This window comes from Winogradskyella sp. PC D3.3 (assembly GCF_054366245.1).
The window spans coordinates 2,570,540-2,593,270 of sequence record NZ_CM135962.1; the positions used below are offsets into that span (position 1 = coordinate 2,570,540).

Annotated in this window: 19 protein-coding genes, 3 tRNA genes and 1 riboswitch; of the genes, 5 read left to right on the forward strand and 17 right to left on the reverse strand. The window is 33.0% G+C overall.

Going from position 1 to position 22,731, the window contains the following annotated elements:
• Positions 1-334 precede the first annotated feature (334 nt).
• Positions 335-2,878: a DNA gyrase subunit A gene (gene gyrA / locus ACXGSQ_RS11255; RefSeq protein WP_458626280.1), complete on the forward strand. Its 2,544-nt coding sequence runs from the start codon at positions 335-337 to the stop codon at positions 2,876-2,878.
• Between the two features lie 26 nt (positions 2,879-2,904).
• Complete coding sequence (locus tag ACXGSQ_RS11260; protein ID WP_458626281.1) at positions 2,905-4,191, forward strand: tetratricopeptide repeat protein; 1,287 nt, start codon at positions 2,905-2,907, stop codon at positions 4,189-4,191.
• Between the two features lie 51 nt (positions 4,192-4,242).
• On the opposite strand, the gene ACXGSQ_RS11265 is transcribed toward ACXGSQ_RS11260, so the two are convergent.
• Both ACXGSQ_RS11265 and ACXGSQ_RS11270 read right to left on the reverse strand, forming a co-directional pair.
• Positions 4,243-4,992, reverse strand: a complete 750-nt coding sequence (locus ACXGSQ_RS11265) for a C40 family peptidase (RefSeq protein WP_458626282.1) — start codon at positions 4,990-4,992, stop codon at positions 4,243-4,245.
• Between the two features lie 9 nt (positions 4,993-5,001).
• On the reverse strand, positions 5,002-6,180 hold the full coding sequence (locus ACXGSQ_RS11270) for an acetyl-CoA C-acyltransferase (protein ID WP_458626283.1): 1,179 nt from the start codon (positions 6,178-6,180) through the stop codon (positions 5,002-5,004).
• Between the two features lie 114 nt (positions 6,181-6,294).
• On the opposite strand from ACXGSQ_RS11270, the gene ACXGSQ_RS11275 reads away from it, so the two are divergent.
• Positions 6,295-8,346 (forward strand): HD family phosphohydrolase, encoded by a 2,052-nt coding sequence (locus ACXGSQ_RS11275; protein WP_458626284.1) that lies wholly within the window; start codon positions 6,295-6,297, stop codon positions 8,344-8,346.
• Positions 8,347-8,531: 185 nt separating this feature from the next.
• Here the strand turns inward: ACXGSQ_RS11275 and ACXGSQ_RS11280 are convergent, their stop codons facing one another.
• Genes ACXGSQ_RS11280 through ACXGSQ_RS11295 form a run of 4 tightly spaced genes read right to left on the reverse strand, consistent with a single transcriptional unit; the run spans position 8,532 to position 13,737 of the window.
• Positions 8,532-9,506 (reverse strand): T9SS type A sorting domain-containing protein, encoded by a 975-nt coding sequence (locus ACXGSQ_RS11280; protein ID WP_458626285.1) that lies wholly within the window; start codon positions 9,504-9,506, stop codon positions 8,532-8,534.
• Positions 9,503-10,789, reverse strand: coding sequence for a DUF5074 domain-containing protein (locus ACXGSQ_RS11285; RefSeq protein ID WP_458626286.1), 1,287 nt, complete (start codon positions 10,787-10,789; stop codon positions 9,503-9,505). The genes ACXGSQ_RS11280 and ACXGSQ_RS11285 overlap by 4 nt, the downstream gene beginning before the upstream one ends.
• Before the next feature lie 20 nt (positions 10,790-10,809).
• Positions 10,810-11,898, reverse strand: a complete 1,089-nt coding sequence (locus ACXGSQ_RS11290; protein WP_458626287.1) for a YncE family protein — start codon at positions 11,896-11,898, stop codon at positions 10,810-10,812.
• 3 nt (positions 11,899-11,901) lie between these two features.
• Positions 11,902-13,737 carry a TonB-dependent receptor plug domain-containing protein gene (locus ACXGSQ_RS11295; protein WP_458626288.1) on the reverse strand — a complete coding sequence of 612 codons (1,836 nt, stop codon included), beginning with the start codon at positions 13,735-13,737 and terminating at the stop codon, positions 11,902-11,904.
• Between the two features lie 34 nt (positions 13,738-13,771).
• Positions 13,772-14,000, reverse strand: a riboswitch (cobalamin riboswitch).
• A gap of 208 nt (positions 14,001-14,208) precedes the next feature.
• Between ACXGSQ_RS11295 and ACXGSQ_RS11300 the strand changes: the two genes are divergently transcribed.
• Positions 14,209-14,736 carry a zinc-binding dehydrogenase gene (locus ACXGSQ_RS11300; RefSeq protein ID WP_458626289.1) on the forward strand — a complete coding sequence of 176 codons (528 nt, stop codon included), beginning with the start codon at positions 14,209-14,211 and terminating at the stop codon, positions 14,734-14,736.
• 326 nt (positions 14,737-15,062) lie between these two features.
• Here the strand turns inward: ACXGSQ_RS11300 and ACXGSQ_RS11305 are convergent.
• From ACXGSQ_RS11305 to ACXGSQ_RS11315, 3 genes are all read right to left on the reverse strand, one after another.
• Positions 15,063-15,136 (reverse strand) — tRNA-Arg (locus ACXGSQ_RS11305).
• 32 nt (positions 15,137-15,168) lie between these two features.
• Positions 15,169-15,243: transfer RNA gene (locus tag ACXGSQ_RS11310), tRNA-Pro, on the reverse strand.
• 52 nt (positions 15,244-15,295) lie between these two features.
• Positions 15,296-15,384: transfer RNA gene (locus ACXGSQ_RS11315), tRNA-Ser, on the reverse strand.
• Between the two features lie 227 nt (positions 15,385-15,611).
• Here ACXGSQ_RS11315 and ACXGSQ_RS11320 point away from each other — a divergent pair.
• Positions 15,612-16,208: a hypothetical protein gene (locus ACXGSQ_RS11320; RefSeq protein ID WP_458626290.1), complete on the forward strand. Its 597-nt coding sequence runs from the start codon at positions 15,612-15,614 to the stop codon at positions 16,206-16,208.
• A 31-nt stretch (positions 16,209-16,239) separates the two neighbouring features.
• Here ACXGSQ_RS11320 and ACXGSQ_RS11325 read toward each other — a convergent pair whose 3' ends face one another.
• From ACXGSQ_RS11325 to tsaD, 8 genes are all read right to left on the reverse strand, one after another.
• Positions 16,240-17,418: a THUMP-like domain-containing protein gene (locus ACXGSQ_RS11325; protein ID WP_458626291.1), complete on the reverse strand. Its 1,179-nt coding sequence runs from the start codon at positions 17,416-17,418 to the stop codon at positions 16,240-16,242.
• Positions 17,419-17,425: 7 nt separating this feature from the next.
• Positions 17,426-18,514 (reverse strand): AI-2E family transporter, encoded by a 1,089-nt coding sequence (locus ACXGSQ_RS11330; protein WP_458626292.1) that lies wholly within the window; start codon positions 18,512-18,514, stop codon positions 17,426-17,428.
• A 150-nt stretch (positions 18,515-18,664) separates the two neighbouring features.
• Positions 18,665-19,168, reverse strand: a complete 504-nt coding sequence (locus ACXGSQ_RS11335) for a TrmH family RNA methyltransferase (RefSeq protein WP_458626293.1) — start codon at positions 19,166-19,168, stop codon at positions 18,665-18,667.
• A 16-nt stretch (positions 19,169-19,184) separates the two neighbouring features.
• Complete coding sequence (locus tag ACXGSQ_RS11340; protein WP_458626294.1) at positions 19,185-19,376, reverse strand: hypothetical protein; 192 nt, start codon at positions 19,374-19,376, stop codon at positions 19,185-19,187.
• 44 nt (positions 19,377-19,420) lie between these two features.
• On the reverse strand, positions 19,421-20,062 hold the full coding sequence (locus ACXGSQ_RS11345) for a DUF4159 domain-containing protein (protein ID WP_458626295.1): 642 nt from the start codon (positions 20,060-20,062) through the stop codon (positions 19,421-19,423).
• Entirely contained in the window at positions 20,062-20,769 is a 708-nt protein-coding gene (locus ACXGSQ_RS11350; protein WP_458626296.1) for a 16S rRNA (uracil(1498)-N(3))-methyltransferase, read from the reverse strand. Before ACXGSQ_RS11350 ends, ACXGSQ_RS11345 begins: the two co-directional genes overlap by 1 nt.
• On the reverse strand, positions 20,769-21,401 hold the full coding sequence (locus tag ACXGSQ_RS11355; protein WP_458626297.1) for a peptidylprolyl isomerase: 633 nt from the start codon (positions 21,399-21,401) through the stop codon (positions 20,769-20,771). Before ACXGSQ_RS11355 ends, ACXGSQ_RS11350 begins: the two co-directional genes overlap by 1 nt.
• A gap of 183 nt (positions 21,402-21,584) precedes the next feature.
• Positions 21,585-22,607, reverse strand: a complete 1,023-nt coding sequence (gene tsaD, locus ACXGSQ_RS11360) for a tRNA (adenosine(37)-N6)-threonylcarbamoyltransferase complex transferase subunit TsaD (protein ID WP_458626298.1) — start codon at positions 22,605-22,607, stop codon at positions 21,585-21,587.
• Positions 22,608-22,731 lie beyond the last annotated feature (124 nt).

Consider the following 22,731-nt stretch of genomic DNA (forward strand, 5'->3'; position numbering starts at 1 on the left):
ATAAATAATTTGAAATAAATTGTACTCGAATAAATAATTAAAACCTTAGGATTCTTTTGCTAAGGCTTTATTTACTAATGAAATATAAGTGCAATAGAAGCGAATTATATGCGTTATTTTAAGACTTATTTGGTGTTTGTAAAATGTTTGAAACGAAGAGAGTAAAAAAGCTTTTTAAATCAAAGGAATTTAAGAGATACTTATTAACGAAAAAGATATCAAATATTGTTAATAAAAAATCCCAAAAATCAAATGAAATTAGGCTATGAACATTAGTAATTTGGTTATATTAGCACGTTATGAAAATTCACTAAAAAACTAATTAATTTTATATATGGCAGAAGGAGAAAAACTCATTCCAATTAACATTGAAGATGAAATGAAATCGGCTTACATTGATTATTCAATGTCGGTCATTGTGTCACGTGCGTTACCAGATGTAAGAGATGGTTTAAAACCAGTTCATAGACGTGTACTTTACGGTATGCATGAATTAGGAATTAGAGCAAATAGTGCACATAAAAAATCAGCAAGAATAGTTGGTGAAGTTTTAGGAAAGTATCATCCACATGGAGACACCTCAGTTTATGATGCAATGGTGCGTATGGCTCAAGAATGGAGTTTACGTTACATGTTGGTTGATGGACAAGGTAACTTTGGATCTGTAGATGGTGATAGTCCCGCAGCAATGCGTTATACTGAGGCAAGAATGCGTAAGATATCTGAAGATATGTTGGCAGATATTGATAAAGAAACCGTTGATCATAAATTAAATTTTGATGACACATTAGAAGAACCAACGGTTCTTCCAACACGAATTCCTGGACTCTTAGTTAATGGAGCATCAGGTATTGCTGTTGGTATGGCTACTAACATGCCACCACACAACTTAACTGAAGTTGTAAATGGAACAATAGCTTACATTGAAAATAACGATATTGAAATCGATGAATTAATGCAACACATTAAAGCGCCAGATTTTCCTACAGGAGGAACAATCTATGGTTACGATGGTGTTAAGGAAGCATTTCATACAGGTCGTGGACGTATTGTAATACGTGGTAAAGTTGTAATTGAAGAAGTACAAGGAAGAGAATGTATTATTGTAACTGAGATTCCATATCAAGTTAACAAGGCAGACATGATTAAGAAGACTGCTGATTTAGTTAACGAGAAAAAAATGGATGGTATTGCGTCTATTCGTGATGAATCCGATAGAAATGGTATGCGAATTCTTTACGTGCTAAAGCGTGATGCAATCCCTAATATCGTTCTTAATAAATTATATAAATACACGGCTTTACAAACCTCTTTTAGTGTTAATAATATTGCATTAGTAAATGGTCGCCCACAATTATTAAACTTAAAGGAATTAATTCATTATTTCGTTGAACATAGACATGATGTTGTTGTAAGACGTACAACATATGAATTACGCAAAGCTGAAGAGCGTGCACATATCTTAGAAGGTTTAATTATAGCTTCAGATAATATTGATGAAGTGATAAAAATTATTCGTGCTTCAAATAATGCAGAAGAAGCTCGTAATAATTTAATTGAACGTTTTAAACTGTCAGAAATTCAGGCCAAAGCTATTGTTGAAATGCGTTTGCGTCAGTTAACGGGTCTAGAACAAGATAAGTTACGTTCTGAGTATGACGAAATCATGAAAACCATTATTGATCTTAAAGATATCTTAGACAAGAAAGAACGTCGTATGGATATCATTAAAGGAGAGCTAGAAGTTATTAGAGAAAAATATGGCGACGAGCGTCGTTCTTTAATTGAATATGCAGGAGGAGATTTGAGTATTGAGGATATGATCCCAGATGCACAAGTCGTGATTACGATTTCTCATGCTGGTTATATTAAACGTACGTCTCTTACCGAATATAAAACGCAGCATAGAGGTGGAGTTGGACAAAAAGCGTCAACAACACGTAATGAGGATTTCTTAGAGCATTTATTTGTTGGTACCAATCACCAATACATGTTATTCTTTACGCAAAAAGGAAAATGTTTCTGGATGCGCGTTTACGAAATCCCAGAAGGTTCTAAAACATCTAAAGGAAGAGCCATTCAGAATTTAGTAAATATTGAGCAAGATGATAAAGTGATGGCTTTTATTTGTACTCAAGATTTAAAAGATGAGGAGTATATTAATAGTCATTATGTCATTATGGCTACTAAAAAAGGACAGGTTAAGAAAACATCTTTAGAACAATATTCTAGACCAAGATCTAACGGTATTAATGCCATTACGATTAAAGAGGATGACGTTTTATTAGAAGCGAAGTTAACAACAGGAGAAAGTCAAGTAATGTTAGCGCTTAAGTCTGGTAAAGCTATACGTTTTGAAGAGGCCAAAACACGACCAATGGGTAGAAATGCTTCAGGTGTGCGTGGTATTCGTCTTCAAGATGAGAAAACAGATGAGGTTGTTGGAATGATTGCTGTTGATGATATGGAAAGTAATATTCTTGTCGTTTCTGAAAATGGTTACGGAAAGCGTTCTAAATTAGAAGATTATAGAATTACCAATAGAGGTGGAAAAGGTGTAAAAACCATTTCTATCACAGAAAAAACGGGTAATTTAGTATCTATTAAGAATGTAACTGATGAAGATGATTTAATGATTATCAATAAATCAGGAATTGCTATTAGAATGGCTGTATCTGATTTACGTGTTATGGGTAGAGCAACGCAAGGTGTGAAACTTATTAACTTAAAAGGTAATGATTCTATTGCTGCGGTTGCTAAAGTGATGAAAGATGAAGAAGAGGAGAACATTGTAGATGTCGATGCTGAAGTAATGGACAATGAGGATGCTATTGAAGGTGGCACGGCTATTGATAATAACGATACAGAAAGCGAATAATTAATAACAAAACGAATTAACACAAGATGAAAAAATTACTGACATTAGTGCTGGTTTTAGCAATCACGTCATTGTCTTTTGCACAAAAAAATGAGATAAAGGCAATTGAGAAAGCACTTAAAAATTCAAATTTTGCTGATGCTAAATCAGCAGCTTCTGCAGCGGAAGCTTTAATAGGAAATATGGACGATAAGTCTAAAGCTAAATTTTATTTATTAAAAGCAAAAGCATTGTACGCTAATGGAGCGGGTACAGACGCCAATGTAGATGAAGCTATTACTAGTTTAGACAACCTAAAAACATTAGAATCTAAAATGGGTAAGTTAAAATATACTCAAGAAGCTAATGAAATGACTACTGGAATGGTGAATTCTTTTTTAACTAAAGCTAATGAAGCATTTACTAATAAAAATTATAAAGTAGCAGCAAAAGGCTTTGAAAAGGTATATAGAATGTCTCCAAAAGATACATTATACTTATACTATGCGGCTTCTTCAGCAGTCACTGAGCAAGATTACGATACGGCTTTAGATTATTACTTAGAGCTTAAAAACATGGGATATAATGGGGCAGAAATGAATTATTATGCAACTAATGTTGAGACAGGAGAGAAAGAGAGATTTGCAGATAAAGCTGCAAGAGATTTTTCTGTTAAGGCTAAATTGCATAAGGATCCAAAAGATGAAAAAAGTGCGTCTAAAACAGCTGAAATTGTGAAAAATATAGCTTTGATATATGTTTCTCAAGGAGAAAATGAAAAAGCACTTGGAGCAATGGCAGATGCTAGATCTGAAAATCCTGATGATATAGGATTATTATTATCTGAAGCTAACGTTCATCTTAAAATGGGAAACAGAGATAAATTTAAGTCTCTAATGGAAGAAGCTACTCAAAAGGATCCTAATAATGCAGAACTACAATATAACCTAGGAGTTTTAGCAGCAGAAGGTGGTAACACGGAAGCTGCAATTAAGTATTATGAAAAAGCAGTTTCTATTAATCCTAATTATGTTGATGCTTATACAAATATAGCTGTTGTAATTTTAGATGGAGAGGCTAAAATTGTTGAGGAAATGAATAGTTTAGGAACAAGTAAGGCTGATAATAAAAAGTATGATGAATTAAAAGAGAAGCGTACTCAAGTTTATCAACAAGCGATTCCTTATTTAGAAAAAGCGTTAGAATTGAAAAATACGAATGTTGATGCAGCTAGAACATTAATGAATATTTACAGTGCACTAGGTGAAACTGATAAATTCAAAGCTATGCGAGCTAAAATTGAGAAAATAGAAGCTTCTGCAAACGGTAATTAAAATTACAGTAAAATTATAGAATAAAAAAAGCGACTGAAAAGTCGCTTTTTTTTATACAATTTTTTTGATAACCCTTAACTTATGGGTATGTACATTTTTATCAATATTATATATACCACTATGGTCTAAACGGTCAATTCTAACTTTTCCATGGGCATGAATAATATAGTTATCTTCCATTATTATCCCTACATGTGTAATATGACCTTCAGCATTATCAAAAAAGGCTAAATCACCTGGCTCACTTTCTTCTATAAAGCTTAAGGCTTCTCCTTGTTTAGCTTGTTCAGAAGCATCTCTAAAAAGTTTGTAGCCATTAAGCTTATATACCATTTGTGTAAAACCAGAACAGTCAATCCCAAAAGGTGTTTTTCCTCCCCATAAATAAGGAGCATTTAAGAATAAAAACGAAGATTTTATAATATTCGCTTTGGCGCTTTTTACTGTTAAAGCTGTACCATCAAAATGATGATGAAGTAAAGCTAATCCATTTAAATCTGAGCCAACCGGAATTGGATATAAACTATTAGAGGCATCAGAAACAAATTCAATTAAATCATTAGATAAGTTAATATCAGACTTGTTTAAATCGTTGTAATCTGTTTCTTCAATTTCAAGGTATTGTTTATTATCTATCCAACCTTCATAATTATCAAAGGCAAAACGAATTCGACTCCATTTTTTGCGTTGCTCAAGCACTTTAAAATAGTCACCATACAATGCTTGCGTTACCATTTCACTGGTATCGCTAGGTTCAAATCTTATAGGTACAATTCCAAGATTGCAAATGCCGTATTGCATAGGGTTGTGTTAAGCGCGTTCTATTACCACTGCTGAAGCACCACCACCACCATTACAAATAGCCGCTGCTCCTAATTTAGCATTATTTTGGTGTAATACGTTGATGAGTGTTACAAGTATTCTTGCACCAGAGCATCCTAATGGATGTCCTAAAGATACAGCTCCACCATTTACGTTTACTTTACTATCTTCTAGTCCTAGAATTTTCATATTTGCTAAACCAACAATAGAAAAAGCTTCGTTAAATTCAAAGAAATCCACATCTTTCAAGTCAATATTGGCTTTTGCTAAGGCCTTTGGAATTGCTTTTGAAGGAGCTGTTGTAAACCAATTAGGTTCATGTGCAGCATCGGCATAGCTTTTTATAACAGCAATAGGATTCAATCCTAATTCTTCAGCTTTTTCTCTACTCATTAAAACTAAAGCAGCTGCTCCGTCATTTATAGTTGAAGCATTTGCGGCAGTTACTGTTCCGTCTTTGCTAAAAGCAGGACGTAAAGCAGGAATTTTATCCATTTTTACATTCGAGAATTCTTCATCTTTATTAACAATTACAGGTTCTCCACGACGTTGAGGAACTTCAACAGGAATAACTTCTTCATTAAATTTACCAGCTTCCCAAGCCGCTTTTGAGCGTTCGTATGATTGAATAGCAAAAGCATCTTGATCTTCTCTAGAGAATTCATATTCTGTAGCACACAGATCAGCACAAACCCCCATCGCATTATTATCATATGCATCTACTAAACCATCTTTTTGCATACCATCTACTAAGGTTCCAGGACCAAATTTAGTTCCGGTTCTAGCGTGGAAGTAATGAGGAATTAAACTCATGTTTTCCATACCACCAGCAACAACAATATTGGCATCTCCTAATTGAATAGCTTGAGCTGCTTGCATTACTGCTTTCATACCAGAAGCACAAACTTTATTAATAGTAGTACAAGGAATTGTATTTGGTAAACCAGCAAAAATGGCTGCCTGTCTCGCAGGTGCCTGTCCTGTGCCAGCTTGCACAACATTTCCCATAATAACTTCATCCACCAATTCAGGCTTCAATTTAATTTTATCTAAAGCTCCCTTAATAGCAGCAGCTCCCAATCGTGGTGCTGGTACTGTAGATAAGCCTCCTAAAAAACTTCCAATTGGTGTTCTTACTGCTGAAACGATAACGACGTCCTTATTCATTGTGATTATGTTTGATGTTATTTGATGCGAAATTAAACATTTTTTGAGAGATTTGAGAATGTATTAATGATATTAGCCGTCTAAAATTCTAATATTTATTACATTTGATTGTATATGAATGTATTCTACAATAAGTGGTATAAGAATCACGCCTTAGTCTATAAGATTTTGTTGTTCATAGTAACAACATTATTTATTGTGTATCTATTTCCTAAAACAGGAAAATTTAGATACTCGTTTGAAAAAGGGAAGCCTTGGCAATCCGAAAACTTATATGCTCCATTTAATTTTGCTATTAAAAAGTCTAAAGAAGAATTAGACAAAGAGAAAAGTGAAATTAAAAGTCAGAGTCTTGTTTATTTTGAAATAAATACAGCGATAAGGGAAGAGGTGTTGTCTGATTATTTAACGCGCTTTAATCAGGTGTTTAAAGACTCTAGTGCTTTTAATATTGAAACTTCTGATTTGTATAAAAAAGGTAGAGTAATTATTAATAACCTTTACAATTCGGGAATATTAGATTTAGAGTATAATTACGCTGATGATAGACCTGTTAAATTGGCGACTTCCAACAAAGTTGAAAAGGAAGTTCAATATGGAAGTTTGTTTGAATTGACTCATCTACGCCAGCGCGTTGAATCAGATATGGGTAATTCAATGCCATTGGATACTAAAAAACGAATGGTATCTATCTTTTTTGATGTTATAAAACCTAATATTAAACTCAATGCCACTTTAACGGAAAAGGCGCTAGAAGAAGAATTATCACGAATATCACTTACGAGAGGTCGGGTTGAGAAAGACCAGTTAATTATTTCAAAAGGACAAGTTATTGAGGCTACACAGTATGATATTTTAAGCTCGCTAAAATCAGAATACGAGTCGCAAGTTTGGAATTCTACCAATTACAATTGGGTGCTTATAGCTTATACCTTGTTAGTTGCTTTGGCGCTTTCAATGCTGCTGCTATTTCTTAGTAAATATAGAAAGGAAGTCTTTTTAAATAATACAAAAGTGACGTTTATATTCTTCAATATAGCTTTAATGATATTGTTGAGTACTATGGTTATTAATTTTAATTCCCAGTATATTTATGTAGTACCTTTATGTATTTTACCATTAGTATTAAAAGCCTTTTTTGATGCACGATTAGGGTTGTTTACACATGTACTTACGGTATTGCTTTTAGGGTTTGTAGTGCCTAATAGTTATGAATATATGTTTCTTCAGATTATTGCAGGTATGGTTACTATTTTAACAGTATCAGAGTTATATAAGCGCGCAAACCTCTTTATTTCGGTAGGTCAAATAACATTTATTTATATCATCGCTTATTTTGCCTTTTTTGTGATTCATGAAGGACAGTTAACAGGCTTAAAATTTGAGATTTTTGGATTGTTTATTCTTTGTGGTTTGGCAACCCTTTTTGTGCAACCTTTAATCTATATTTATGAAAAAGTCTTTGGATTGGTGTCTGATGTATCCCTTTTAGAACTTTCTGATACCAATACTAAGTTACTAAAAGAGTTATCTAATAGAGCACCAGGTACATTTCACCACTCCTTAAACGTAGCAAATTTAGCTGAAGCATCAGCTAATGAAATTGGAGCAAATGCGATGTTAGTAAGAGTAGGGGCTTTATATCATGATATAGGGAAGATGCATAATCCAACTTATTTTACAGAAAACCAGAGTACAGGTATTAATCCTCATGATGAGCTATCGAGTAAAGAGAGCGCAAAAATTATTATAGATCATACTATAAATGGTATTGAGATTGCAAAAAAATATAATTTACCAGATCGGGTTATCGATTTTATAAGAACACATCACGGAACTAGTTTGGTCTATTATTTTTATATGAGAGAAAAAGCGACCAATGAACATGTAGATATTAAAGATTTTAGCTATCCTGGTCCAACTCCTTTTAGTAAAGAGACAGCTATACTAATGATGTGTGATAGTGTAGAAGCTGCTTCTAAAAGTTTAAAAGAACCGACAAGTACTAAAATTAATGATTTTGTTGAAAACATCATTAACAAACAAATGGAAAGTGGTCAATTTTTAAATGCAGATATTACTTTCAAAGAAATTCAATCTATCAAAAAAGTATTGAAGTTTAAGTTGGCAAATATTTACCACCTAAGAATTGAATATCCCGAATAAAAAGAAATTGATGTTATTGATTTTGTAGATGCTCTAATTAGGTTTTTAATATTAGAGCGTTTTACAATTTAGGTAAGGGTATTGTTTATTTTTTTATTTGCCATAATATTTCTAAATTAAGCAATAAGTGCAATACAAAAATTAAAACTACTGGATTTCACTCCAGTAGTTTTAATTATTAGGCATTAATTTTTAATAAGTCGATGTTGACTTATTTTTCCATTAAATTTAATTCTAACGAGATAGATGCCATTTTTAAGTGAAGCAATCGCAATAGCACTATTTGTATTAACTTCTTTTGAAATCACCATTTTACCAAGGATGTCATAAATACTTACCTCAGCTTTTCCAGTAGTATTGATGTGTAATTCATTTGAAGCGGGATTAGGATAGATAGAGATTGCTGAATATGCTTCATCGTTAATACTTAAAGATTGCTGATTAATAACGCCTATACCATCTAAATCAAATCCACTAGAATAAAATGGTGTTGAAAAAGGATCATTAATAGCGTTACCAAAACTATCATATCTAGCATAAGCAGGATCGATGCTTCCAACAACATCGATAATTTTAATGTGTGTAATATTATTTTTGTTTAATAAAGGATTATCTTCTATATCAGATAAATCAAAAGGTGTCCCAAAAAGACCTCTGTATTTTCCTGCAAGATTATTTAAGTATGTAGGGTCAACATTGCCAAATCCATCAACTTGAGTTTCTGTCTGTGTTTGGCTATGCGATGGAAATCTAAAATAATTAACACCATCAGAACTTACTTCAACAAAGGCTAATTCTAGAAAAGTATCACTAAAACTGTTTTCAAAAACAGCAAAATCAAAACCATCACCATTCGTTATTGGTGTTTCAAAAGTTAATATAGCTTCACCAGCATCTCCTAAACTCACTACATTATTAGTTGCTATACCTAGCGCATTTTCTGCAACTCCATAAGTCGCATAATTACTACCATTGTGTTCTTGCGAAGGATTCGAAATATTTACATATCCACGTTGTAGTTCGATACCAGTAGCCCATGCAACAAAAATATTACTATCTGCAGGAATAGCAGTGGATCCAGGTTGCCCTGCGGCAGGAGCGTAACTTTGGGAGTGTAAAATAAAGCTAGAACATAAAAAAATAAAAACTGTTTTTATCATCTCACAATTAATTTTAGAGTAGTAGAATTTCCTTTTATTTCAACATTAACTAAATACATCCCAGGTTCTATACCTTCTAAAGCTATTGGTTGTGTATTAGTGTATTTTACGTCTTTTACTAATTTTCCAGATACATCATATAGTTTTACAGTAGCACTTTCTGTAACGTTTAATTGAAAACTTCCTGATGCAGGATTAGGGAATATAGTTGTGTTTTCAAAAGCATAAGTATTGACGCTTAAAGTTCCTTCGTTTTTGTAAACTCCGTTTGGAAGTGGTCCTACAGTGTATTCTGTTAGTAAAATTCCATTTTCGTTATAAACAAATACTTTTCCTGGGGTTACATAATCTACGGCATCTAATAAATAGAATTTGTTGTCCACCTTGTCAAATCCATATGGAAGTTGTGCGTTGTTAGATGAATTAAAAGCCACTGTTGGTAATGTAGTATCAGTTGAAGCCATTTTGTAAATATCCCCATTTAAAACATAGTATAAATGCGTATCATCTATTGCTAAAAAACTGGGGTGTTCTGAAGTTTGAAAATCTATTGTAACATGGTTTTGATAATCTGATAAATCTATTTTGTGAATGCTTCCGAGAGTTTCATCTCCTGTCCAAGCTTGTTTTCCGCTTGAAAGTACATATAGATAATCATTATCAACTTTTATCGTTGTCGGAACATCTCCTACAGTAATTGATTCAATACCACCTGTTGCTATGTCAATTACAGAAACAGAATTACCGTATCCGTAGCCACCTTGATGGGCTACAAACAGTTTTCCATTCTTCTGTATAATTTCTTCTGGGCCTTCAGCAACAGAGATTGTTTCAGTAACAATATTTGTTGCTAAATCGATTACAGCAACGTAGTCGTCAGTAGTATCGGATGGATCTCCCCAATTGGTTACATAAGCGTTTCCATCATAAAAAGCAATATTACGTGGACCACTTAATTGATCTGAAATACTTGCTGAAAATTCAAAAGTAGTGCTGTTCATTACTTTTATTTCATCACTATAATGAAGTATTACATAGGCAAAATCGCCATAGAACCCCATTCCTTGACCTGTATTTCCTAATGTCATACCTGGATTTTGAGTAGTGAAAATATTATTGTCTAATGTTCCGCTTGCATCTATGTGAGAAACTGAAGCCGTATTAGTACCGAATAAACCTTCGTTTAGGATAAATACACCACCAGAGTAGTCTTGTGCATAACTACTTGCAGAAAGTAGAATTGCTGTTAAAATGTAAAATGTTTTTTTGTAATAGTTCTTCATGTTTTAATAGATTTAATTAGTTATAGATTGTTGAAATAAAATGCATTTGGAATAATTTGAACTGAAAACTGATTTTGTAAATCACCATAGCGATTATAAATAAATACTTCACCATTAGAGGTGTAATCTTTAGCGTCAGCAATATAAATAGTGCCTTCATATACCTTAAAAGCATAAAGAATTTCTACACCATCTGCTTCAGGTGAAAAAATAGGGCTTTCAGGAAGTTGAAAAATATTACTATCTATCATGTACACGGAGTCATCGATGGTATAATACAATAGTCCATTTTCAAACTCGAGATGGTTAGGGTGTTGTTCTTCTTGAAAATCAAGTACTGTTGTTTCATCGGTATTAGATAGATTGATCTTAAAAAGTTTAGCTAGAGTTTCGTCTCCTGTCCAAGATGCTTTACCAGAGCACATCACATAAAGAAAACCGTTGTCAATTACCATTCCGTCAGGTACATCTGCTACAGTAATAGTATTCAAAACACTTTGTGATGCTACATCAATAATGCTTATAGTATTGCCATAGCCATAACCACCTTTGTGAGTGACATAGAGTTTACCGTTATCTAATAGTATTTTTTCAGGACCTTCCGCTACCGGAATTGTAGCTTCTATAAGGTTTGTATCTAAATTTAAAACAGCAACATAATCGTCATTAACATCATTTGGATCTCCCCAATTGGTTATGTAGCCTTTATTGTCACTAAATTCTATATATCTAGGATTTACAATCATATCGCTCACCGTTGCTATATATTCAAAAGTGTAGCGGTTAACGACTTCTACAGTAGCCGAATTATTTACTACGAGATATGCGTTTTCACCATAAAAACCCATGCTTTGCGCCGTATCACCAAGACCCATTCCGTTTACTTCAGAATAAATAGAATTATAAACTTCGCCTGTATTGTCTAAAAATGAAACAGAAGCATTAGAGTAGCCGTATCCACCTTCATTCAAAATAAAAATTCCATCGGTATAATCTCCAGATGGTGGTTGTACGGAAATAGGATCGTCTCTATCATCACTAGTACATGATGTCATAGTGATTAAAACTAACATTAGCAGACTAGCGAGTTTGTAAAAATATTTTTTCATTATTTAAAATTTTAGATGTAAATAGAAATTGAAATTCCGACCAGGCATTGGGCGGTTGAGAACGCTTTCGTAAGATTCGTTCCAGAAGTTTAATATTTGCGCGCCTATTTTATAGTCTCGATTTTTTCCTAATGTGTATTCGGCTCCTAAATTAGCCACCATATAACTATCTAGAATATGTTCGGTAGCATGATCTGTGGTGGTAAAAACCTCATCATTATTAAGGTATTGATAATAGGCTGAAATTCTTTTATAGTTATACCCAAAAGAAGTGGTGAATTTGTAAAACGGAACATAGATGAGCTGTTTGCCTGTTTCTTTATTTTCTGAAACAGTATAAGCAAAGGTTGCAGAACCGGTGAATTTGTGATTTCCAAATGATTTCTGAGTTGTAATGACAGATTCTAGTCCGTAAATCTGAACTTTATTAGTATTTTCTGGTCTAAAAATACCAGAGCTGTCAGGTATCCAACGTAATAAATTTTCTACGTAATTGTAATAACCTGTTAAGGAAATAGAAAGATTTTTAAAATTGAAATTATTGCTAATTTCACCTTGATAAGATTCTTCTGGTTTTAAGTCCGGATTGCCAACACCTTGCCAATACAAATCGTTATAAGTCGGGATTCGGAAGTTTTTAGACGTATTAATTTTTAGTTGATAAAAATCAGTAAGCTTCGTACTAAAACCAGCAGAATATAAAAGTGGATTTCCATATTGCTCATTCGTTTCTTGGCGTAATCCTAATTCATAAAGAAACGTTTCAGAAAGGACATGTTTAAAACTGATTAAAGCAGCCGATAAGTTGCGTGTTTCTGAAGCAATATTAGAACCTTGACCATCATTGTGAGTGTAATTGATTCCTGCGGTAAGCAATATCTTATTAGAAAGGGCAAAGTCTAGTCCGTATTTAGAAATAAAACTCGTCACCTTTCCGTAGGTGTAAAAGTCATTGTCTATGTTACCAAAATAACGGTATTCTTCTGTTGTGGTTGCTATTTTTAAATTAGACTTAAACTTACTAAAATGACTTTCCCATTCTACGAGAGAGCGTGTGTTAAAGTCCGTATATTTTGTTTTTAAGGCGTTTGGTGTTGGTACTGAAAAATTCCGTCTACCATCATAAACATTAGCGAAAACCTTAAGTGTGTTATTTGAATTTAATTTAGAAGTTGCAGCTAAACTGATATTAGTATTATGATATTGACCATTAATATTGATACGGTCCGTTTCTGGGTAGGGATAATCATTATCAGAAGCATTTCTTGCAATGCCAAAAAGCACACTAAATTTTTCTGATGAATAATTGGTTTGGTAATCTATACCATAGGTATTAAATGCTCCGTAATTAGCAAAAAGTTCATTATGAAATCCTTTATTAAAACTGAGTTCATTTACCAGATTAATAGAGCCTCCAATTGCGCCACTTCCATCGGCAACACTAGAGCCGCCTGGTTTTATTTCTATTTTATTATAACCACGTGTATTTATGGTATTAAAATCGGTTTGTCCGGTGGTTTGTGAGTTAATGTTTATGCCATTCCAAAGTACAGAGGTTTGTGATGCTGTTGTACCACGAAATGAGGGGGAAGAAACCATGCCTAAACCATTCTCTTTAAAATAAACCGTGCTATTAAAGTTTAGAAAATTAGTTAGAGAAGCTTGGTTTTGTTTTAAGACACTATCTTTTACAATAGTTACATTTCTTGTATAGGTAGAATCTTTAAGTCGGTAGGCAATAAGGCGCACCTCTCTCAAAGCCGTGATGGAATCGGTTTGCGAATGAAGCATAGACGAAAAACCTATGCAAAATAATATGGTGCATACAAAATATCTCATAAACCCGATGCTTTTTACCCGAAAGCCGCTGTGTTAATTGTTGGTAATATTGGCAGGTCTCCTGACTCGTGTCCGACTAATGTTCCTTCCCATTCTAAAGAACAGTGGATGTATGAAGATTTTCATTAGTGGCATCCCAAATGGGACAAAACTTACAGTTGCGGGAACAGTTCAGGATTATTAAGTTAATTACTATTTTACCTGATTCCCTTTTAATTATATCTATAAAATTATAGACATAAACCAATAGAGTGCAAAGGTAAATAATTATATCTAAATTTAGATTTAAACCAAATTTTTATTAGATATTATTTCTGCGTTTTATAAAGCTAACAACATTATTTTTATGAGAATTCTAAATGAGCTCATTTTTAGATACAAACAAATAGAAAGCTTTATAAAACAAAAGTAGATTTCTTCTTCTTCTTCTTCTTCTTCTCTTGTGGTTCTTGTGAGTATTGTAAAAAACAAGTGTATGCACATTGTAAAGATGGAGGTTGGATTTTAGGGTATATGATTGATGGAGTGCAAGCTGAATATGTAAGAGTTCCTTATGCCGATAATAGTTTGCATAAAGTGCCTGAAGATATTGATGATGAGATTGCCGTTTTATTATGTGATATTTTACCTACAGGACATGAAATTGGGGCTCAGTATGGTAATGTAAAACCTGGTGATGACATTGCTATTGTTGGAGCAGGACCTGTTGGAATGTCTGTACTTTTAACCGCACAATTTTATTCTCTTTCTAAAATAATTATGATTGACTTGGATGAGAACAGGTTGAAACTAGCTAAAGAACTAAGAGCTACACATACCATTAATTCTGGAATTAAAAATGTTGAGGAAGTAATTAAGCGTATCGTTGGAGAAGAAGGAGTGGACGTTGCTATAGAGGCTGTTGGGATACCTGCAACCTGGGATATTTGTCAAAAGATAGTAAAACCAGGAGCACATATTGCTGATGTTGGTGTGCATGGTAAAAAGGTAGGTTTTTAAATTGAAAAATTATGGATTAAAAATTTAACCATAACAACAGGACTTGTAAATACAAATACAACACCTATGCTCTTAAAAACAGTTTCTGCGGATAGTTCCGATTTAAAGAAAATGATAACACATCATTTCTCCTCTTTCTGAATTAGAACAGGCTTATAATGTATTTTTAAATGGAGCTGAAGAAAAAGCGCTCAAAATTATGGTCTCAAATGATTAATTGAAAAGTTAGATTATAAATATTAAGGGATCAATCTTTTGTAGTACGAGTATTTATTAGGTAAGTAATAAACACAAAAAAGCCTCAACATAAATGTTAAGGCTTTTTGTGATCGCACTAGGATTCGAACCTAGGACCGCCTGCTTAGAAGGCAGGTGCTCTATCCAGCTGAGCTATGCGACCATTTAGAGTAAACTCTAAAAATTCAATAAAAGTCGGGGTGGCAGGATTCGAACCTGCGGCCTCCACGTCCCAAACGTGGCGCGATAACCGGGCTACGCTACACCCCGAATTGATTATCTTAAATATTACATACAGTCGCAAAAGCTGCAGTAAAATTTGCGGAGAGACAGGGATTCGAACCCTGGGTAAGTGTTTCCACCTACGACGATTTAGCAAACCGCTCCTTTCGGCCACTCAGGCACCTCTCCAATATTTAAAAGAACATATCCTTTAATTGCGGATGCAAATGTAACGCAACATTTTAAAGAACGCAACAATTTTTTTGAGTTTTTTTATAAAAAATATAGGATTTTTTTTTGTCATATATTTAAGTGTATATTTATCAGAGGGATATAAGAATTTTTAGCCTTTTTCTGACTCCAATTATTTGTGTTTAATCATAAGAAAGAGTTTGTAATACGTTTAAAATTGTAAAATGTCTAGTTATAAAAAGGATAGAGCCTTTACGGATTATGTGCATAAACATATAGCAACACCACGTATTTATAAATTAATTCAGTGGCAAGAAGTTCGATTAAAGAAAAGTTATGCTCAGTATATTGATATGACTGATGGCATCGATTATGTCTTTAGGAAAGGGAATGCGATAAAAAGTGTACAAGAACGCTTTAGAGAAGAGAAATATAAAGCATTTAATGATTTTACAATCCGATATAGACGTGATGAAAATAAATATGAAGAGCGTCAGCAATCTGAGTATTTTAAAATGAAGGCACACTATTTTACGTATGGTATATTAGATTGCTCAAAAAAGGAAGTAAATGCATCGTCTAACTTTCTAAAATATGCCATAATAGACTTAAAAAAAGTCTATGAAAAAATTGATTCAGGTGCTATATTAATTTCCGATAATGGAAAAAATAAATGTCACATTATAAATGGAAATCGGATTGAGTGTCCTGTTAAGTATAATACAGACGGTTCTTCATCATTTTTTCCAATTGATATTTCTTATTTAGTTAAACTTTGGGGAAATGATATGGTGGTTGCTGAGAAGGGTTTCTTGACTTAATTCTAATCAAGAATAGTTGTATAAATGAGCTTTACACTTTAGAGCACCGTATAATAATTTTTGAATCCTTACAATCGGTAGTAAAAAACAGATAGATGTTTCCGCCGTCTTTGACTTTCAATTTTTTGCGAATATCATTTACCGATAGGGGGAAGTTTCGTATTGTAATATTGGCTTTTGTGATGTTTTCTTTTGAAAATTGTTTTTTATTAAACGGAATGATATTTTCAATTTTAAATCGTCTTCCTGGAAATGGTATGAGCATTTCAGAGGTATATAAATGCGAGTGCTTATGCAATTTGTCTACATTCAAAACTGCACTTATAGAATTAAAACTACCCGATTTTAAAACGGCTGCATTTGGCTCATAGAGATAAGTGAGAGGTTGGCTGTAATTGACTTCAGCATTGGGTTCGTCATTGAATTTAAAATCAAAAGTTTGTGTATTATCTTTTGTTAAATTGACTGTTTTTATAACGACATTGCCTTTAAAATTGCGATTCTGAATCCAAAGTAGTTCTTTAACCTCATTATTTACAGCAACTACATAAATTTCTTTTACGTGGCTTAAGTCTTTTAGGGTAGCACTTAAATCTAATAAAGGTGAGGTTTTTATTATTATGTTGTTAGCTCGTTCAAGAAATAACTTTTGATATATTTTTATGTTAGGTTCGCAATCTGAAAGTAAAAAAACTTTTTGTTTAGAATCATCACGACGCGATGGATCTACATAGATCCAATCTAAAGGTTTATCAATACGTTTTAAGGCTTCGATTCCATTTTTATTGAGACATGTGATGTTTGAAATTTTAAGCGCTTCTAGGTTGTGTTTTACAAGTTCGGAAAGCTTAGCGTTAATTTCACAATGTGTAACATGTGTTACTTGTTTTGAAAAATAATAAGCATCAACTCCAAATCCTCCTGTTAAGTCAATGAGGTGTTTTCCTGAAATTAAACTAGCTTTAAATTTGGCAGTTATTTCTGAAGACGTTTGTTCAATATTTAGTTTATTCGGAAAGTATATGTTATCCGTATGAAACCATGTTGGTAGTTTTTTTTCGCTACGTTTTTTGGCTTCAATTTGTTCAATGACTAATTTAGAATCAATAGTATCAAAAGGCACACCTTTCAATAATAATTCTGAAATGTTAGATTTTAAATTGTTGTTAATAAAACGTTGTATATCAGTATGTAGTAGGTCTTTATTCAAAATGTAATTATAAACCTTTAGTGAGTTTTTGAACAATATTGTATTCTGATAAAAATTCTTTTAAAACTACTTTTAAGGCGGTGTAGGTGGGTACAGCGACAATCATACCAACAATACCAAATAAAATCCCAGCAATCATAATTACTAAGAAGATTTCTAGTGGATGGGATTTTACACTTTTCGAAAAAATATAGGGTTGACTAAAGAAATTGTCAACCAATTGTGCAAAAATAAAACCAATCATTACATAGGTGGTTTTGGGTAAAATAACCTCACTAAAACTTTCACCTAAATTACTAGACATACTTAATAAAAACATCAAAAAACCACTAACTAACGGACCAACATAGGGGACAAGGTTCAGTAAGGCGCATAAAAAGGCAATAACAATGGCGTTGTTAATTCCAAAGATTAATAATACAATGGTATAAATAACGAAAAGAATTAAAATTTGAAATATAAGCCCAACAAAATAGCGTGATAATAGATCTTTTATCGTTGTGATTGAACGCTTGGAACGTTCTTCATTTCCTTCTGGAATAAAAGTCATTAAACCTGCTTCAAATAGCTTGCTATCTTTTAAAAAGAAAAAAGAAATAAACAGCACGGAAAATAAACCAATACTAAAACTGCCTAAACCACTTACAAAACTGTTGAAAAAGTCGGGTATAATTGCAAAATCGAGTTTTGAAAGCAAGTGCGAATCTTCTATAGATTGTTCAATGTCTATATTGTTAAATTGGAAATAGGTAATGATTTGATCATAAAGATGCTCAATATTCACCTGTAATTGTTCAATATTTAACAAGGCTAGATTTTGACCTTGTTCTATAATCAATGGAATAAAAAGACCAATGAGTCCAACTAAAATACCTAGAAGTATGGCCATGGTGGTAACCACTGCAACGGTGTTGTTAAATTTTAATCTGTTCCTTAAAAATAAAATGATTGGTCGTCCTATGAGTGAAATAACAACAGCAATGCCGATATATATTATTACAGATTGAATTTTAAAAAGAAAATATAACACCAGAATCACGGCAACAATTATTCCTATTGCTCTTAAAATACCGTTAGTAATGGTTTTTGAATTCATGTGTTTGTTTTTATTGTTTTTAATAGGACACATGCTGTTCGCTATTAATAATCTGTTTGGTTAAAAATTATTTAATATAAGCGTTTCATATGATAAATATAGTTAAAGCTATTGACATACTTAGATTGTAATTAAGACCGTGTAGTAAATTTAAGAATTAATTTGCTTCGTAATTTCGTAAAGAGCAATACTTGTAGCTTGCGCCACATTCATGCTGCTATTGTTTCCATACATATTGATATGAACAATGGCGTCAACTTGTTTTAAAATAGTTTCTGAGATGCCAAAATTTTCATCTCCTAAAACAATCGCAATAGGTTGATTGGTTTGTAATTTAAAATCGGATAAAGCCTGACTCGTCTCTGTAATCTCTAAAGCAATCAAATAATGATTATTTGCTTTAAGCGTTTCGACTTGGGGTTCAATAGCATCTTCAATTCGGTAATTAACATACTTTTCAGTTGAACGAGACGTTTTAGTTATGCGTTTACCAAAAGGAATATTAGAACCACAAAAAATAAGTTCCTCAACACCAAAAGCATCCGCAATCCTAAATAAGCTTCCAATATTTGGAGCATTAGTGACATTATCACAAATTATTGTGATAGGGAATTTTTGTTTTTTGAAGTTAGAATTGTAGTGGGTGAGTTGCAAGAAAAAAGGATTAGTGTTAGTGGTATTTTTTAGATGTACAGGTCATTGATAAATGTGTTGGATAACATCCAAAACAACCACATTGGTAGTGGTAATTGTCAACCCCAATATTATATGTATGATTATTTATTGTTTCCATGGATTGAAACGTAAAAGTTAAAACTAATAACAACGCAATAATTTTATATTGAAGTGAAATTTTTTTCATGAGGAGTTAGCCTTTAGTTGCGTTTTATTAGTGTTTTTGATTTTTTAATTTTCAAAAGCATATTTAATAATATTAGCACCCATTTTTAAAGCCTTCTCTCTTACCTCCTCAGGGTCGTTATGTACTTCTTGGTCTTCCCAACCATCTCCTAAGTCCGTTTCAAAGGTAAATAGCAATACTAATCTGTCATCTTGAAAAATCCCAAAAGCTTGAGGCGCTTTGCCATCGTGCTCATGGATTTTAGGTAAACCGTTTGGGAATTCAAATGCAGAACTAAATATTTTGTGATCCTTAGGTATTTCAATTAACTCATTATTAGGAAATACTTTTTTTAGTTCTTTAGTAATATAAGGCTCCATGCCATAATTGTCATCAATATGAAGAAAGCCACCTGAAATAAGGTAGTTTCTCAAATTTTCGGCATCATCATCACTAAAAAAGACGTTGCCATGACCTGTCATATGTAAAAAAGGAAACTGAAAAATATCGATGCTTCCGGCTTCAACTGTCTGAACGCTTTCGTTAATGTTGGTATCTATAGTTGTGTTACAAAACTTCACCAAATTTGGTAAAGCTGTAGGATTACTGTACCAATCGCCTCCTCCTTTATATTTTAGGATTGCGACGTCTTGAGAAAACAAGAACAACGAAAAAAGCATAAAGAAAATAGAGGTATATAGTTTCATTAAAGTTCATTTAAAAACGCAACAGAATGACAAGCAGCAATGGCCGCTGTTTCTGTACGCAAGCGTGTCTCACCCAAAGTTACAGGAATAAAATGGTGTTGCAAGGCCATTTCGATTTCTTTAACGCTAAAGTCTCCTTCTGGTCCAATTAAAATGGTACAGTCAGAACCTGTCTTTAATTGCGATTTTAAAGATTTTTTATCTGTTTCTTCGCAATGAGCAATATAAATCTGATCTGTAAAATATTGATTAATATAGTCTTTAAATGCCATTGGAGCATTTAATTTTGGTAAATAACATTGTAACGATTGTTTCATGGCAGACTGAATAATTTTTTCAAAACGTTCCATCTTTATCACTTTCCGTTCGCTGTGTTCACAAATGATAGGAGTGATGGATGCTACTCCGATCTCCGTTGCTTTTTCTAAAAACCATTCATATCTGTCGTTCATTTTAGTTGGAGCAACAGCTAAATGCAAATTGTAACTTCGTTTAGGTTTTAGGTGTTTTGATGTTATAGCAACAGTACAATGTTTTTGATCCGCTAATGTAATTTCTGCAGTAAACAACCAGCCTTTTCCATTGGTGATATGTAAGTTATCACCAATGGTTTTACGTAAGACTTTTGCGATATGTCTGCTTTCATCTTTATCAAAGCTAAAGCTCGTATCGTTTTCTGAAATATTTGAATTATAAAATAACTGCATTACTCTATATCTTCTGTGAATTTTAAGACCGTTATCTCCTCAATAGGTGTTTGGTTTTCTGTTTTAAGAACTAAGTAATATGTTTTATTCTCAATGTCGTCTACCATAAAAGCTTCATTAACAGGGTGGCTTTCTTTAAAAGCAATGCGGTCAAAAGCTTCAGGCATCTCACCTGCTTTTATCCAACCAGTATCACCTCCCATTCTTGCTGTTGGTCCATAGGAGTTATGTTTTGCTAAGTCCTTAAAGCTATAACCTTGAATGTATTGTGATAAAATTTTCTTACGTCTAGCTATGGCGTCTTCATCAGTAGAGTTTGCCGCATTAAACAAAATAATTCTGAATTTTGAATAATTAACTTCAGCTTTGTCAATAACCTTATAGAACGTTTTTTTAAAGTCAGTTCTAATCACTTTTTTACCACCTTTAGGCATGTTGAACAACTCTTCAGCCAATCTTGTTTTATGTTTCGCTCTATTAAACGTAAATAACTTGCCTTTTGTAGGTTTGTTTTCTTTTAAAAATGAAGCGGCCTGCTCTGGAGTTGAAATAGAGTCTAATTGTTCTTCTAGTCCTACTTGAGCAAAAGCGAATACAGGTAGTAATAATAAAAGTGTAAATAATTGTTTCATAATTTAGAATTAAATTTAGTTAGATTTTGGGTTACTACAAAACAACTAAATTTTAAGATAGTATAGAAGTAAAGGTTGTAAGAATGTTAACAGAAGTTTTAACAATGAAGAATTAATAGTTTCTTTTGAGTACATAAAAGCTGCGATAAACTAAACGTAATCTTACCGTTTAGCGGCTTGGTTTTAGATTTTCAATCGCGCAGTCGCCATCACATCAAAATTTGAGAAATCGTTTTCTAAGTACTTCAAATAACCAACAATGGCAATCATTGCCGCATTGTCTGTAGTGTATTCAAATTTAGGAATGTAGGAGGTCCATCCAAATTGTTGTTCTGCATTTTTAAGTGCTTTTCTAATGCCTGAATTAGCAGAAACACCTCCGCCAATGGCTATGTGTGAAATACCTGTTTGCTTAACAGCTAATTTCAATTTGGTCATTAAAATACCAATGATAGTATACTGTATGGATGCACAGATATCATTTAGGTTTTCTTCTATAAAGTTAGGGTTCGCTTTGACTTCACGTTGAACAAAATAGAGAATGTTGGTTTTTAAACCAGAAAAACTAAAATTCAGACCATCGACTTTTGGTTTTGTAAATGAGTACGCTTTCGGGTTTCCAAGTTGTGCACGTCGGTCAATTTCTGGTCCAGCAGGATAGCCCAAGCCTAATACTTTTCCACTTTTATCATAAGCTTCACCAACAGCATCATCAATAGTTTCGCCTAAAACTTCCATGTTAAAATGCGTATTCACTTTAACAATCTGTGTATGGCCACCAGAAATGGTCATCGCAAGAAATGGAAAAGGTGGTTTTTTATGATCTTTTTCGTCTATAAAATGTGCCAAAATATGCGCTTGCATATGGTTGACGTCTATTAACGGAATATTTAAGCCGTAAGCTAACGACTTTGCAAAAGAAGTCCCGACCAATAAAGACCCCATTAAACCAGGACCTCTAGTAAAAGCAATAGCGCTTAACTGTTCTTTTTTTATTCTGGCTTTTTCAATGGCTTGGTGTACAACAGGGACTATATTCTGCTGATGTGCACGAGATGCTAATTCTGGTACAACACCACCATACTCAGCATGTATTTTTTGATCTGCTACAACATTGCTTAAAATCTGGTCGTTACAAAGGATAGCTGCAGAGGTGTCATCACAAGATGATTCAATTCCGAGGATATAAATATTTTCTTTTTTCATAGTCGATTTTAGGCACAATAATTGTTAATTTTACCAGTTGTAGTCCAATGCCATATTTAACAACGTATTGTAAAGACAAAGGTAATAAGAAATCATTAAGTAAATCTCATAAATTCTATCAAAC